This window comes from Marinobacter sp. (assembly GCF_040904845.1).
Lineage (GTDB): Bacteria > Pseudomonadota > Gammaproteobacteria > Pseudomonadales > Oleiphilaceae > Marinobacter.
Genome location: NZ_JBBDSR010000106.1, coordinates 32280 through 46358 on the forward strand (window position 1 = coordinate 32280; position 14079 = coordinate 46358).

13 protein-coding genes are annotated in these 14079 nt (G+C 58.4%); 8 read left to right on the forward strand and 5 right to left on the reverse strand.

The features are described from left to right. Positions 1–137: 137 nt before the first annotated feature. Positions 138–1055 (forward strand): UDP-3-O-acyl-N-acetylglucosamine deacetylase, encoded by a 918-nt coding sequence (gene lpxC, locus WD429_RS13350; protein ID WP_368422673.1) that lies wholly within the window; start codon positions 138–140, stop codon positions 1053–1055. Between the two features lie 11 nt (positions 1056–1066). Here lpxC and WD429_RS13355 read toward each other — a convergent pair whose 3' ends face one another. Next, positions 1067–1513, reverse strand: a complete 447-nt coding sequence (locus WD429_RS13355; protein ID WP_368422674.1) for a DciA family protein — start codon at positions 1511–1513, stop codon at positions 1067–1069. 223 nt (positions 1514–1736) lie between these two features. Between WD429_RS13355 and WD429_RS13360 the strand changes: the two genes are divergently transcribed. The 6 genes from WD429_RS13360 (at position 1737) to ribA (ending at position 9163) form a co-directional block, all read left to right on the forward strand. Further along, a complete protein-coding gene (locus WD429_RS13360; RefSeq protein ID WP_368422675.1) occupies positions 1737–2693 on the forward strand; it encodes a M23 family metallopeptidase in 957 nt (318 codons plus the stop codon). A gap of 195 nt (positions 2694–2888) precedes the next feature. Next, positions 2889–5627: a preprotein translocase subunit SecA gene (gene secA, locus WD429_RS13365; RefSeq protein ID WP_368422676.1), complete on the forward strand. Its 2739-nt coding sequence runs from the start codon at positions 2889–2891 to the stop codon at positions 5625–5627. A 106-nt stretch (positions 5628–5733) separates the two neighbouring features. Continuing rightward, complete coding sequence (gene argJ / locus WD429_RS13370) at positions 5734–6951, forward strand: bifunctional glutamate N-acetyltransferase/amino-acid acetyltransferase ArgJ (protein WP_368422677.1); 1218 nt, start codon at positions 5734–5736, stop codon at positions 6949–6951. A gap of 2 nt (positions 6952–6953) precedes the next feature. Further along, positions 6954–7910: a Nudix family hydrolase gene (locus WD429_RS13375; protein ID WP_368422678.1), complete on the forward strand. Its 957-nt coding sequence runs from the start codon at positions 6954–6956 to the stop codon at positions 7908–7910. 108 nt (positions 7911–8018) lie between these two features. Further along, positions 8019–8507, forward strand: coding sequence for a cyclic pyranopterin monophosphate synthase MoaC (gene moaC, locus WD429_RS13380; RefSeq protein ID WP_368422679.1), 489 nt, complete (start codon positions 8019–8021; stop codon positions 8505–8507). A gap of 41 nt (positions 8508–8548) precedes the next feature. After that, positions 8549–9163: a GTP cyclohydrolase II gene (gene ribA / locus WD429_RS13385; RefSeq protein WP_368422680.1), complete on the forward strand. Its 615-nt coding sequence runs from the start codon at positions 8549–8551 to the stop codon at positions 9161–9163. 46 nt (positions 9164–9209) lie between these two features. Here the strand turns inward: ribA and dxs are convergent, their stop codons facing one another. The 4 genes from dxs to WD429_RS13405 form a co-directional block, all read right to left on the reverse strand. After that, positions 9210–11141 carry a 1-deoxy-D-xylulose-5-phosphate synthase gene (gene dxs / locus WD429_RS13390; RefSeq protein WP_368422681.1) on the reverse strand — a complete coding sequence of 644 codons (1932 nt, stop codon included), beginning with the start codon at positions 11139–11141 and terminating at the stop codon, positions 9210–9212. 71 nt (positions 11142–11212) lie between these two features. Continuing rightward, on the reverse strand, positions 11213–12112 hold the full coding sequence (locus tag WD429_RS13395; RefSeq protein WP_368422682.1) for a polyprenyl synthetase family protein: 900 nt from the start codon (positions 12110–12112) through the stop codon (positions 11213–11215). Beyond that, positions 12112–12366 carry an exodeoxyribonuclease VII small subunit gene (locus tag WD429_RS13400; protein WP_368422683.1) on the reverse strand — a complete coding sequence of 85 codons (255 nt, stop codon included), beginning with the start codon at positions 12364–12366 and terminating at the stop codon, positions 12112–12114. The genes WD429_RS13395 and WD429_RS13400 overlap by 1 nt, the downstream gene beginning before the upstream one ends. Positions 12367–12419: 53 nt before the next feature. Next, positions 12420–13196, reverse strand: a complete 777-nt coding sequence (locus WD429_RS13405; RefSeq protein ID WP_368422684.1) for an NRDE family protein — start codon at positions 13194–13196, stop codon at positions 12420–12422. A gap of 85 nt (positions 13197–13281) precedes the next feature. On the opposite strand from WD429_RS13405, the gene WD429_RS13410 reads away from it, so the two are divergent. Next, entirely contained in the window at positions 13282–14079 is a 798-nt protein-coding gene (locus WD429_RS13410; protein ID WP_368422685.1) for a sulfite exporter TauE/SafE family protein, read from the forward strand.

Consider the following 14079-nt stretch of genomic DNA (forward strand, 5'->3'; position numbering starts at 1 on the left):
CTGATTGCCATGTGTTGGCTTATTGTAAATTTCAGGCAAAGCCAGATTGGTTAAATGGTACTCAGTCTGACTTTCTGGTATTCTCTTGGCATATTTTTGCCTAGAATATCGCCAATTTGTGACGGAATGATGAACCGATGATCAGACAACGGACACTCAAAAACACTATCCGTGCGACCGGTGTAGGCCTGCACTCGGGGGAGAAGGTGTATCTGACCCTGAAGCCCGCACCCGTTGAATCAGGGATCATTTTCCGCAGGACCGACCTTGACCCGATGGTTGAGATTCGCGCCTGCGCGGAAAATGTGGGTGAGACCATGCTGTCGACGACGCTGGTAAAAGACGGTGTCCGTGTGGCAACAGTAGAGCATCTGCTGTCGGCCATGGCTGGTCTCGGGATTGATAACTGCTTTGTAGAGCTCAGTGCTGCCGAGGTACCTATTATGGACGGGTCCGCCGGTCCATTTGTGTTCCTTCTGCAGTCCGCTGGTATTGCCGAACAGGAAGCTGCCAAGCGGTTTATCCGCATCAAGCGCGAAGTGACCATTGAAGAAGACGACAAGAAGGCCACCTTCCTGCCGTTTGAAGGCTTCAAGGTCAGTTTCGGGATCGATTTCGATCACCCCGTATTCAAGGGGCGCGCCCAGTCCGCGACAGTCGACTTTTCGAGCACGTCGTTCGTGAAGGAAGTCAGTCGCGCCCGCACCTTCGGTTTCATGCGTGATATCGAAAAGCTGCGTGCGATGAACCTGGCGCTGGGTGGCAGTGTGGACAACGCCATTGTGGTAGACGACTACAAGATTCTTAACGAAGACGGTCTTCGTTATGAGGATGAGTTCGTCAAGCACAAGGTGCTGGACGCCATTGGCGACCTGTACCTGTTGGGCAACAGCCTGATTGGTGAGTTCCGCGGCATCAAGTCCGGTCATGACCTGAATAACAAGCTGCTGCGCAAGCTTAGGGCGGAAGAGGATGCGTGGGAAGTGGTCACCTTCGACGACGAAGCGACTGCCCCGATTTCCTATATGAAACCTGTGCTGGCGGCCCAGGCTTAAAGCTGGATGCTTTAATCCCGGACGTGGCTTGCGAGTTTTTCGAGAACCTCGCGTAATTGTTTGTCCTTCGTGTGCCCGGCTTCCTCTTTGAGGAGCCGGGCATTTTCGTTACTGAGGGGCATTTTTTCCACTTTCGGCTTTTCGCGGAATCGGGCCGGTGCCACCTTCACCTTCAGTTTCCAGACGAACCGAAACAGCTCATTGTTCCTGAGTTGCTCCATGATTTCATGCTGGCGGAAGCGGATCTGACTGGCCGCGCCGCCGGTTTCAGCGGACACCACCAGTTCTCCATCGTGACAGGTCACGAATCGCGCCCCGCGGGCGAGATGGTCGGGAAGGGCAGCCAGCACAATAGCTTCGGCCTGCTGATGCAGCTCCGCTTTGCTCATCAGTTCACGCAGAACGGGTGCTCGACGGAACGTATCCGGGGTCAACTTGAGGTCTGATTGCTTTTTCATGGTCGCGGTTTTTCGACGACTTTTCTCGACGACTCCGGTTACGATTGGTTACACTTCGGCACGGTATGGAAGCAGCCTCTGTATTACACTCTTTTTACATGGTCTCGTGTGTGAATGTCCACGGGCGGCTGCGATAATTTCAGTACGTAGTTGTTGCTAAGGATAGCAGGCCCACTCAGAACGTCTGAGGCGCAACACTACAGGATCAGGTTGCGGCTCTTCTATGAAACCAGAAGACGATATGAACATTATCTTCGTTGGCAAACGCCACGGAAAATCCAGAGTGGTCGCGATGAATGCGCCGGTTGCCGCCGGCGTGCTGGTGGTGATTATCGGATTGCTGGCGTTGGCAAGCTGGTCGGGTTACCGGGTGGCTGTCAGTCAGATTGAGGTTACGGAGCCGACACCGTCAGAACTGGTAGTGCAATGGCAGAGCAAGCTTACAAACCAGAAGTCTGAATTGGCATCGATTGAGCAGAACGTGCTGCGGCAGGTAGATGCCCTGACGTTGCGTCTGGGTGAAATGCAGGGCCGCCTGCTTCGGCTGGATGCGTTGGGCCAACGATTTGTGGAGACCGGCCTGGTTGCCAGCGACGAATTCGATTTCGATCAGCCTGCCGCCGTTGGCGGCCCTGAAGATGAAGGTCTGACGGGCGGCTCATTCACCGCTCCCGAGCTGACCTACATGATTGATCAGCTCGCACGTCGTATCGATGACCGGGAGCAACAGCTGCGCCTGCTCGACCAGGTGGCGTCCCGAAAAAAACTGGAGGACGAGCTGTTTCTCGAGGGTCGCCCGATTACCTGGGGCTGGTTGTCGTCCCGCTATGGCTATCGCTCCGACCCCTTTACGGGGAAGCGCACCTGGCACGCGGGAGTAGATCTGGCTGGTAAGGATGGCAGCGATATTATCGCGGTGGCCGGTGGTGTGGTTACCTACGCAGACGAGCGTCACGGCTACGGAAATCTGGTTGAGGTGGATCATGGCGATGGCCTGGTTTCCCGGTATGCTCATGCCAAGTCCATCAAAGTCAGCGTAGGGGATGTGGTGCAAAAAGGTCAGGTGGTTGCCCTGATGGGCAGTACCGGCCGTTCTACGGGGCCTCACGTTCATTTTGAAGTGCTCCGCAACGGTAAGTCTGAAAACCCGGAAACCTATATCCAGCGCGCCAGTCGCTGATTGTCTCTTGCGAGAGCGGCGGATGCCGCTCATCATCTTTTCCTTTCACAACCACTCCCGTAATATCAGAATCTTACCCAAGGCCGGGGCATGTCGCGGGCGCAAATGACGTCGGTGTGAGCCCTGCCTTTTGTACTGCTGGCAAATAAGGTTAGAATGCCGGCTTCCTCCGATGAATCAAAGAAGCAGTGGTCTATGTTCACAAAGCTTGCAACAAAGATGTTCGGCAGTAAAAACGTCAGAGAAATCAAGAGAATGCGCAAAACAGTTATGCGTGTTAACGAGCTTGAGGAGCAGTTTGGCAATCTGTCCGACACCGAGTTGCAAGGCAAAACCGCTGAGTTTCACCGCCGTCTTGAAGATGGCGAGAAGCTCGAGGCCTTATTGCCGGAAGCCTTTGCCACGGTTCGTGAGGCCAGCCGTCGCGTCATGGGTATGCGCCACTACGACGTTCAGTTGGTCGGCAGTATTACTCTGCACGAAGGCCATATCGCCGAGATGAAAACCGGTGAAGGTAAAACGCTGGTTGCAACGGCTTCTGTGTACCTGAACTCGTTGTCCGGTAAGGGTGTGCACCTGGTTACCGTCAACGATTATCTCGCTCGCCGGGATGCCGAGTGGATGGGCAAGCTCTATCGGTTTCTCGGTCTGCAAGTGGGCGTGGTGGTTGCCGGCCAGGCTCCGGAAGAAAAGCGTGCGGCCTACCAGGCTGACATCACTTACGGAACCAACAACGAGTTTGGCTTTGATTATCTGCGCGACAACATGGCGTTCAGCACCGAAGACAAGGTTCAGCGTGGACTGCACTATGCCATTGTGGATGAGGTTGACTCCATCCTGATCGATGAAGCCCGTACACCGCTGATTATTTCTGGTGCGGCGGAAGACAGTTCCAAGCTGTATCGCGCGATCAACACCCTGATTCCAGGCCTGGAAATGGGAGAGATGAGCGAGGAAGGCGAGCCCAATGGCGACTTCACCATTGATGAAAAATCCCGTCAGGTTGAGCTCACCGAGGTGGGCCATGAAAAAGTCGAAGAGCTGCTGCTTGAAGAGGGCCTGCTGAAAGAGGGTGAAAGCCTCTATTCCGCCGCTAACCTGAGCCTGCTGCACCATGTGCATTCGGCTCTGCGGGCCCATCACCTGTTCCAGAAGGACGTTGACTACATTGTCCAGGGTGATCAGGTGGTTATTGTTGACGAGCATACCGGCCGTACCATGCCGGGGCGCCGTTGGAGTGAAGGGCTGCACCAGGCTATTGAAGCCAAAGAAGGGGTGAGAATTCAGGCCGAGAGCCAGACCCTGGCCTCCACCACCTTCCAGAATTATTTCCGGCTGTACGACAAGTTGGCTGGCATGACCGGTACCGCCGATACCGAGGCGTTCGAGTTCCGTCAGATTTACGGCCTCGACGTGGTTGTCATTCCACCCAACAAGCCGATCCAGCGGACCGATTACAACGACCTGATCTACCTCACGCAGGAAGAGAAGTTCCACGCTATCATCGATGAAATCAAGGATGTTACCGGGGAAGGTCGCCCCATTCTGGTGGGTACCGCATCGATTGAAGCCTCTGAGCTGCTGTCCATGCTGCTCAAGAAGGCGCGTATTGATCACAAGATCCTCAACGCCAAACAGCATGAAAGTGAAGCCCAGATCATTGCCCAGGCCGGTAGCCCGGGTGCCGTGACGATCGCCACCAATATGGCCGGTCGTGGTACCGATATCGTGTTGGGTGGCAACTGGGAGTTCGAGGTCGCGGGCATGGAAAACCCCACCGAGGAGGGCGTTGCCCGCCTCAAGGCTGAATGGACCGAGCGCCATAATCAGGTGCTCGATGCTGGCGGCCTTCACATTATCGGTACCGAACGCCACGAATCCCGCCGGATTGATAACCAGCTGCGTGGCCGTGCCGGCCGTCAGGGTGACCCAGGTTCGTCTCGTTTCTTCCTGTCCCTGGAAGACAACCTGATGCGAATATTTGCCCCGGATCGGGTCAAGAGCCTGATGCAGGCCATGGGGATGAAAAAGGGCGAGGCGATTGAGCACCGGATGGTGACCAACGCCATCGAAAAATCCCAGCGCAAGGTGGAAGGCCGCAACTTCGATATGCGCAAAACCCTGCTGGAATACGATGACGTGGCCAACGATCAGCGCACCGTCATTTACGATCAACGCAATGAGGTCATGTCGTCGGGCGATATATCCGAGATGATCACCACCATCCGCGAAGACGTGGTCGATGCGCTGGTCAGTGACTATATTCCGCCCCAGAGCATGCCGGAACAGTGGGATGTTTCCGGTCTGGAGGCTCAGCTCCAGTCCGAAATGGCCATCGACCTGCCGGTTCAGACGTGGCTGGACGAAGACAGCAAACTGTATGAAGAGAACCTGCGCCAGAAGATTCTTGACGCCATTGTGAGTGAGTACCAGGCCAAGGAAGCCATCGCCGGTGCTGAGTCCATGCGCAAGTTCGAGAAGCAGGTGTTCCTGCAGGTGCTGGACACGCTGTGGAAAGAGCATTTGTCGAATATGGATCACCTGCGTCGTGGTATTCATCTGCGGGGCTATGCCCAGAAGAACCCGAAGCAGGAATACAAGCGGGAAGCGTTCAACCTGTTCGAGGCCATGCTTGAGACCATGAAGCGGGACATCACCCGCGTACTCAGCCACGTGCGAGTGCAAAGCCGTGAGGAAATGGAAGAAGTTGAGCGTCGCCGCAAAGAGGAGCTTGAGCGAGAGCTGGCCCAGGCGAAACTGCGCCATGACCAAACCAGCGCCACTGATCAGAAACAGCGCGAAGACGGTGAGAATGACAATCGGCAGGGCACACCGGACACCTTCGTCCGACAGGAGCGCAAGGTGGGCCGCAACGAACCCTGCCCCTGCGGGTCTGGTAAGAAGTACAAGCAGTGTTGCGGTAAGATCAGCTAAGCTCCGCCGCTGTGCGATAATCCCGATGACCCGCAGCCTGGCAGTACCAGGCTGCGGGTTTTTCGTTATACAGTCACGGAATTTGAATCATTGAAGGAGAGGCAGCATGGCGGTAGGTCCCGGTACCTTGCCCGAATTTTTTCCGATCCCCGGCGTCAGGATTGGCATTGGCAGCGCTGGCATCAAGAAACCAGGCCGCAAGGACCTGGTGGTTTTTGAGCTGGCTCCGGGTAGCCGCGTGGCGGGTATATTTACCCAAAACCAGTTCTGTGCCGCTCCGGTAATCGTGTGCCGCCGGCATCTGGCCCAACGTTCACCACGGTACCTGCTGATTAACACTGGCAACGCCAACGCCGGCACTGGTGAGCGCGGCATGAGCGATGCACTGACCTGCTGTCAGGCCCTGGCGGACGCCGCAGGTGTTGAGGCTTCGGTCGTGCTGCCATTCTCCACCGGGGTGATTGGTGAGCCGCTGCCGGTAGAGAAAATCGTAACGGCTTTGCCCTCCACGGTGGGTGATATTTCCGAGGATCGCTGGGCTGAGGCGGCGTCTGGCATTATGACCACCGACACGCGCCCCAAGGGGGCTTCCTGCCAGGTGGACCTGGGTGGCCACACCGTATCGATCTCTGGCATCAGTAAAGGGGCCGGCATGATTCGCCCCAACATGGCGACGATGCTGGGCTTTATCGCCACCGATGCGAACATCGCTCCGGATGTGTTGTCGACACTGGCCCATGAGCTGGGAGAAGCCTCTTTCAATCGCATTACCATTGATGGCGACACCTCCACCAACGATGCCTGCATGCTGATGGCCAGTGGCCAGTACGACGGCCCCGAAATTACATGGGACAGCCCGCTGCTGCCGGCGCTGAGGGAAGTGCTGCGGCAGGTCTACCTGGATCTTGCTCACGCCATTGTGCGTGACGGGGAGGGTGCCACCAAGTTTGTCACCATTGAGGTGAGCGGAGCGGCCAGCCAGCAGGAGGCTCTGGATGTGGCCTACACCGTCGCGCATTCGCCATTGGTGAAGACTGCGCTGTTCGCGTCTGACCCCAACTGGGGGCGAATTCTGGCGGCGGTTGGCCGAGCCGGTGTTGAAGGGCTGGATCTCAACGCCCTGGAAATTCATCTTGGCGATGTGTGTCTGGTCCGTAACGGCGGTCGTGCGGATGACTATTCTGAAGAGCGCGGGCAGGCGGTGATGGACCGGGAAGACATTACCATCGCCATCGACCTGAAACGGGGTCAGGTGAGCGAGCGGGTGTGGACCTGTGATTTTTCTCATGATTACGTCACCATCAACGCCGAGTACCGCACCTGATCATGGCTGGTAAAGACATTCATGTCGCGGTCGCTGTGATCGTTCGCGAAGGTCGGGTGTTGATTGCCCGCCGGCCGGATAACGCGCATCAGGGAGGGCTGCTGGAATTTCCGGGTGGCAAGGTGGAACCTGGAGAAACCGTGCAACAGGCGCTGGTGCGGGAGATTCATGAAGAAACCGGTCTTCAGGTGCCTATAACGTCGCTGCGCCCGGTGATTGGCATCCGTCACGATTATGGCGATAAGCGGGTTTTTCTCGATGTCTGGCGTACTGAGTCCGCCGTCGGTGAAGCTGAAGGTCGGGAGGGGCAGCCGGTTCAGTGGCTGCCGGTTGAGGCGTTACAGGATGACGCTTTCCCCGCAGCCAACCGGCCTGTCATCCGGGCTCTCAGGCTGCCTTGCTGGCTGGCGATCACTGGACGCTACCGCACTCCGGTAGATCTGGTGAATCAGTTTCAGGAACGAGTGAGCATCGCCCGGCCGTCTCTGGTTGTGGTGCGCGCACCAGAGTTGCCGGCATGGGAATATCAGGCGGTTGCCCGCGATCTGGTGATGATAGGCCGGGACTACGGCGTGGAGGTGCTGTTGCATGGCGGCCCCGAGCATCTGGATCTGGTGCCCGAGGCTGCCGGGTTGCACTTGCCCTGGCGTGAAGCGGGAGCATGCGGCTCCCGCCCGATCCCGGCAGACAAATGGCTGGGTGTGTCCTGCCACAATGACGCTGAAATCCGTCACGCCGACAGCTTGCAAGCGGATTACCTGACCCTCGGACCGGTGTCCCCCACACCCTCACACCCGGGCGCGCCGGCGATGGGATGGGAGGCATTTCGTGCGCAGACTGACGCGGCCAGAATGCCGGTTTATGCGCTGGGTGGGCTGACACCGGACGACCGCGAAGTCGCCATCCGGAAAGGTGGCCAGGGCATTGCCGGGATCAGCCTGTGGTGGCCGGGAGTGTAATTCGACAGCCCTCGCCACGTTGCCTGCCTTCGCAGTCTGGTATCATTGTGCCTTCAGACCCCTTTGAATCCCCCCAGCAACCCGGTCATACCGGGTACAGGAGAGCCGGTGAGCAAACTGACGCACCTCGACGATAAAGGCGAAGCCCGCATGGTGGATGTGACCGCCAAAGATGTGACTGAGCGCGAGGCCCGCGCTGAGGCCCGAATTCGTATGGCCCCTGAAACTCTGGCAATGATTGTGGATGGGCAGCATCCGAAGGGCGATGTGCTCGCCATTGCACGTATTGCCGGGATTATGGCGGCCAAGAAAACACACGAGCTTATTCCGCTGTGCCATTCGCTGAATTTGACGTCGGTAAAAGTCGAGCTGGAAGCTGGCCACGACGACGCATCGGTTCATATTGCGACCTTCTGTAAGCTGTCTGGGCAGACTGGCGTTGAAATGGAAGCGTTAACGGCGGCAAGTGTCGCCGCCCTGACTCTGTACGACATGTGCAAGGCGGTTGATCGGGGCATGGTGATTGAAGAAGTACGCCTGTTGGAGAAAAAAGGCGGCCGCAGCGGGCATTGGTCTGCTTCCGCGCCGGCCCCGTGATAGAATGCGCGGCCCGATTGACTGAACCACGAGGAACCACTGTGGCTGTTCGTTACATACAGACCTGCCGGTTGCCCACCCCGTTTGGGGTATTTGACATGCACGGCTTCGAAGAGCCGGACACCGGTAAGGAGCACGTGGCGCTTACCCTCGGTGACCTGAACAGCAGTGAACCCATGCTCGCCCGCACCCACTCCGAGTGCCTGACGGGTGATGCGCTTTACAGCATGCGCTGCGACTGCGGGTACCAGTTGGAAGAAGCCTTGCGGAGCATTGCCCGGGAAGGCCGGGGCATATTGATGTATCTGCGGCAGGAAGGTCGTGGCATCGGTCTGCTGAACAAAATTCGGGCTTACAATCTGCAGGATCAGGGTGCGGATACCGTGGAAGCCAACGAGAGACTCGGCTTTGCGGCAGACCTCCGGGACTACAGCATGTGTAAAGATATGCTGGCGCACCTGGGCATCAATAGCCTGCGGTTGATGACCAATAATCCGCGCAAGGTCGATGCGCTGACGTCCTACGGCATTGAGATCACTGAACGGGTGCCGCTCCACGTTGGTCGTAATCCTCATAACGAGCATTACCTCAACACCAAGCAGAGCAAGCTGGGCCACTGGCTTGAGACGCACCAGGACGACGATCCGCAAGAATGAGGAGGTAGCCCAACCAGTGCTCTCAGTGCGCGGGTTGGGCTGGTCTTTACTTGACCGCTTTCAGAGTCTGATGGCGCAGTCGTTCAAGACGGGCCTTGACGGCTTCGTGGATGCCGTCAGCGTCGAGTCCGCAGTCGCTCAACAATTCCCCGGGTTTGCCATGGTCAATAAACGTGTCAGGAAGCCCCAGTTGAAGTACCGGCAGACAGAGCTCCCGGGCATTCAGGCATTCGGTCACCGCGCTCCCGGCACCTCCCGCCACGGCATTTTCTTCCAGTGTAACCAGCAAGCTATGGCGAGCCGCCAGATCCAGTACAAGCTCTTCGTCCAGCGGCTTTACAAACCGCATGTCGGCAACCGTCGCCCCCAGCGCTTCGGCCGCTTCCATGGCCGGTGCCAGCAGGGTTCCAAAATTGAGTATCGCCACATCACGACCCTCTCTCACCACTCGCCCCTTGCCTAACGGCAGGGGCGTGAGAGCATCGGCCATGGCGGCCCCGGGGCCGGTTCCGCGGGGGTAGCGAACGGCGGCCGGGCCTTCAAACATCAGGCCGGTTTGCAGTAACTGGCGAGTTTCATTTTCGTCCGAGGGCGTCATCACCACCATATTGGGGATGCAGCGCAGGTAGCTGATATCGAAGGCACCGGCGTGGGTGGGGCCGTCCTCACCCACCAGACCGGCCCGGTCAATGGCGAACAGCACATCCAGATTCTGGATTGCCACGTCATGAATGAGCTGGTCGTAGGCTCGCTGTAGGAAAGTGGAGTAAATCGCGACCACGGGCTTGGCACCGTCGCAGGCCAGTCCGGCCGCGAGTGTCACCGAGTGCTGCTCGGCTATGGCCACGTCATGGTAGCGCTCCGGAAAACGCTCGGAAAACGCCAGCAAGTCAGACCCTTCGCACATCGCCGGGGTAATGCCCACCACTCGTTCGTCCTGTTCAGCCGCGTCGCACAGCCACTGGCCAAACACATTGGCGTATTTCGGGCCGGCAGCCTTTGGCTTCACCGGTTCCGGTTTGCTGGCGGGTACCGGTTCGATCTTGTTGATGGCGTGATAGCCGATCGGGTCGGCTTCGGCCGGTGCAAAACCCTTGCCCTTGGTGGTTACCACGTGGAGGAACTGGGGGCCGTCCAGCTCGCGAATGTTTTCCAGAGTGTCGATGAGCAGGGGCAGATCGTGCCCATCGATCGGTCCAATGTAATTGAAGCCCAGCTCCTCGAACAGGGTGCCCGGTGCGATCATGCCCTTGAAGTGCTCTTCGGTTTTCTTGGCCAGTGCCATCAGGTTGGGCGCGCCCTGCAAAACCTTTTTGCTGCTGTCGCGCACCTGATTGTAGGTGCGGCTGGCGAGCAGCTTGGCAAAATAATTGGATAGCCCGCCGACATTACGTGAAATCGACATGTCGTTATCGTTCAGCACCACGAGCATGTCCGCGTGCAGATGGCCGGCGTGATTGAGGGCTTCGAACGCCATGCCGGCGGTCATCGCACCGTCACCGATAACGGCTATGCTCTTGCGTCCGGTGTTTTGCAAACGTGCGGCCAGAGCCATGCCCAGCGCCGCGCTGATGGACGTGCTGGAGTGGCCGACACCGAAAGTGTCGTATTCGCTTTCGGCGCGCTTGGGAAAACCCGCCAGACCGCCCTTGCGGCGAATGGTGCCCATCTGCTCGCGGCGGCCGGTCAGAATCTTATGAGGGTAGGCCTGATGACCAACGTCCCAGACCAGGCGGTCCCTTGGCGTATTGAATACATAATGCAGCGCAACGGTCAGCTCCAGCACGCCGAGGCCGGCACCGAAGTGGCCCCCGGTCTGGCCGACTGACCACAGCAGAAATGCCCGCAGTTCACGGGCCAGTTGCGTCAGCTCTTCGGCCGCTAACAAACGTAACTGGTCCGGCGTCGCAATCCTGTCCAGAAGCGGCGTATTAGGCCGCTGGGGCGGAATTTCCTTGAAAATATAAGTGTCCTGCATCTGCTCGGGTCTTTCCGGTCTGTGTGTAACGAGTCGCTGAACGATAGTGTGCGCTTCCAGCCTTGGGTCAATCAATGGGTGCGGGCCACCACATAATCCGCTATGGCGCGCAGCGGCTGTGCGTCGTCGCCAAAGTTGCCGAGGCTGTCATGAGCCAGTCTGGTCAGTTGTGCAAGGTATTCCCTGGCACCCGCTGCGCCCAGCAGGGAAGGAAACGTCGGCTTTCCTCGTGCCAGGTCCGATCCCTGGGGTTTGCCGATGACGGCGGTATCGCCCTCGACATCAAGAAGGTCGTCCTGAACCTGGAAGGCCAGGCCAAGGGCGCGGGCGTACCGGCTTAAGTCAGCCAACTGTGATTCCGTCAGTCTGTCTGCCGTCATGGCCCCCATGCGCACGCTGGCTTCGATCAGGGCACCGGTCTTTTGGCGGTGCATGGTTTCCAGCTCGTCAATGGCCAGAGCCTTGCCGACAGAGAACAGATCAATGGCCTGCCCCCCTACCATGCCAAGATGCCCGCTGGCCGATGCCAGTTCGCGAACCAGCGCTAGCCGGGCCGAGTCCGCCAGGCCGGGTGCTTCCGCCAGCCAGCCGAACGCCATGGCCTGAAGGGCATCGCCCGCGAGGATAGCCGTGGCCTCGTTGAAGGCAATGTGGGTGGTCGGGCGGCCCCGTCGCAAATCGTCATCATCCATGGCGGGAAGGTCGTCATGGATCAGCGAGTAAGCGTGAATCAGCTCTAGCGTGCAGGCCGGAACCAGCGCTTTGTCGGCGGGCTGGCCAACGGCCCTGGCTGCTGCCAGGCAGAGTGCCGGGCGAATTCGCTTGCCGCCGCCCAATACGCCATATCGCATGGCCTGCTGCAGTTTGTCAGGGGCCTGGCTGCCGGCGTCCAGGCGCTTGGCCAGCTCGGCATCGACCTGGGCTCGTGAAATTTCCAGAAAGCGTTCCGCAAGGAGTGGCAGTGCGGTCATCAGGCGGATTCGTCCGGGGTGAAAGGACGGGTGCCCAGTGTGCCGTCATTGCTCTGGATCAGTTGGTCAACGCGTTGCTCCGCGGTTTTGAGCGCTTGCTGACACTCGCGGGTCAGTTTTACGCCACGCTCAAAGGCGGTCAGGGATTGTTCCAGCGAAAGCTCTCCCTGTTCCAGGTCGCGGACCAGTTTTTCAAGCTCATCAAGGGACTTTTCAAAGTCGGCGATGGATGCTGTGCCTTGTTCACCGGCCATCGGGGCCTCCGGTTGCTTAGCGGGTTTTCGCGGATTATATCAAAGGTTAGGGACTATCGCTGCCAACAGAACCGTTGTTGTTCGCCAGCTTTGCCCATTGGGCCCCAGGTCTGCTCGGTTACGCGGACTTCCCCTGCACGGCTGACCGATACGATGGTGGTGGCACGGGTGCCATAATCCGCACCGACAATAAACGGTGATGACAGAAAGCGCTCGGTTTCCAGCCCGACACCGGTGTCGGGAAGATCCCGGTCTGGCGCGGGTGAAGTGTCCTGTAGCAGAGGGATCAGTGCCTGGTGCAAACGGTCAGCGGCACCGACAGGCGTTGCTGCCAGTGTGGCTGCCATTGCCGTTCGCAGTCTCAGTAATTTGGGCCAGGGGCTTTGCAGCAGGTGGTTGCTCAGACCATAGGTTCCACGGTGCAGGGTGCGGCCAGGGTGGGCGTCGCGATTACTGAAATACCAACCGCTTTGGCTCGTTAGATGAATAAGATTAAACCCTGAATACTCATTCTGTTGTTTCACCAGGTCATGCTGAAGGTCAGGGCCGGTCTGAGCCAGAGCGCGAAGCGGAAGTTCGCCCCGGCTGATCCGGCCCGCCTCGGCGGTGCCTTCGCGAATGTTGGTGACGGCAGCAACCTCTCCCTCGACATTGATCGCCAGCCAGGTGCCGCCGGAGAGCAGGTCCCTGCCGGCCAGCACGGGCGGCTGATCCGCATCCGGCCACCACGCCATGGGGGCCGTGGGCCGGCGGAAAAACTCATCACGGTTGGCGGCGACGACCAGTGGGTAGTCAGGATGTTGTCCGATGGAAAAGGCGATCAGGCACATGGCGGCAGGAATGCTCTCCTAATGAACTCAATGACGTGGATGTGTATCATACCAGCCTCATTCTTTATCCGGGTGTAACGGTAGCATGACCCTGTTGAGTGTATTTGTCCTCTATCTGGTGCTGGGTGCCTTTGCCGGAACGCTTGCAGGGCTGTTTGGTATCGGTGGCGGGTTGGTCATTGTACCGGTGCTGATCTTCAGTTTCGGCTTGCAGGGCATTAGCGCAGAAGTCGCTGCCCACATGGCGGTTGGCACGTCACTGGCGACCATCGTGTTTACCTCTCTCAGTTCCATTCGTTCCCACCATCTGCACGCGGCGGTGCGCTGGGATATTTTCAGACCCATGACCGTCGGTATTGTTGTTGGCGCTTTGATCGGTGCCTGGACCGCCTCTTTGTTGAGCGGGCCGGCATTGGAACTGGTGATTGGTATTTTTGTCATCGTCGTCGCCGTGAAGATGATCCTTGATGCCAATCCCAAACCGGGGCGAGTGGTGCCAGGAACGACCGGCCTCGGGGTGGCCGGAGGCGGGATTGGCTGGGCCTCCGCTATTTTCGGGATTGGCGGCGGCACGCTGACGGTGCCGTATCTGAGCTGGTGCAATGTGAAAATGCAGCAGGCCGTTGGCACCTCTGCTGCCTGCGGGCTCCCCATTGCCCTGTCCGGAGCCCTGGGCAATATCTGGACAGGGTGGGCTAACCCGGATTTACCCGAGCTGAGTTTCGGTTTCATCTACTTGCCCGCTTTATTGGGTATTATCCTCACCAGCGTCCTGTTCGCGCGGGTGGGGGCGAACCTCGCACATCGTCTTAACGCCAGGTTATTAAAACGAATTTTCGCCATCATGCTGATTCTGGTCGGCATCCGCTTTCTTCTGAGTTGA

What these genes read in the sequence shown, in the direction of transcription:
- lpxC (WP_368422673.1), top strand. Translation starts at nt 138, where the DNA reads ATGATCAGACAACGGACACTCAAAAACACTATCCGTGCGACCGGTGTA.
- argJ (WP_368422677.1), top strand. Translation starts at nt 5,734, where the DNA reads ATGGCGGTAGGTCCCGGTACCTTGCCCGAATTTTTTCCGATCCCCGGC.
- WD429_RS13375 (WP_368422678.1), top strand. Translation starts at nt 6,954, where the DNA reads ATGGCTGGTAAAGACATTCATGTCGCGGTCGCTGTGATCGTTCGCGAA.
- WD429_RS13400 (WP_368422683.1), bottom strand. Translation starts at nt 12,366, where the DNA reads ATGGCCGGTGAACAAGGCACAGCATCCATCGCCGACTTTGAAAAGTCC.
- secA (WP_368422676.1), top strand. Translation starts at nt 2,889, where the DNA reads ATGTTCACAAAGCTTGCAACAAAGATGTTCGGCAGTAAAAACGTCAGA.
- WD429_RS13355 (WP_368422674.1), bottom strand. Translation starts at nt 1,513, where the DNA reads ATGAAAAAGCAATCAGACCTCAAGTTGACCCCGGATACGTTCCGTCGA.
- WD429_RS13360 (WP_368422675.1), top strand. Translation starts at nt 1,737, where the DNA reads ATGAAACCAGAAGACGATATGAACATTATCTTCGTTGGCAAACGCCAC.
- WD429_RS13395 (WP_368422682.1), bottom strand. Translation starts at nt 12,112, where the DNA reads ATGACCGCACTGCCACTCCTTGCGGAACGCTTTCTGGAAATTTCACGA.
- WD429_RS13410 (WP_368422685.1), top strand. Translation starts at nt 13,282, where the DNA reads ATGACCCTGTTGAGTGTATTTGTCCTCTATCTGGTGCTGGGTGCCTTT.
- dxs (WP_368422681.1), bottom strand. Translation starts at nt 11,141, where the DNA reads ATGCAGGACACTTATATTTTCAAGGAAATTCCGCCCCAGCGGCCTAAT.
- WD429_RS13405 (WP_368422684.1), bottom strand. Translation starts at nt 13,196, where the DNA reads ATGTGCCTGATCGCCTTTTCCATCGGACAACATCCTGACTACCCACTG.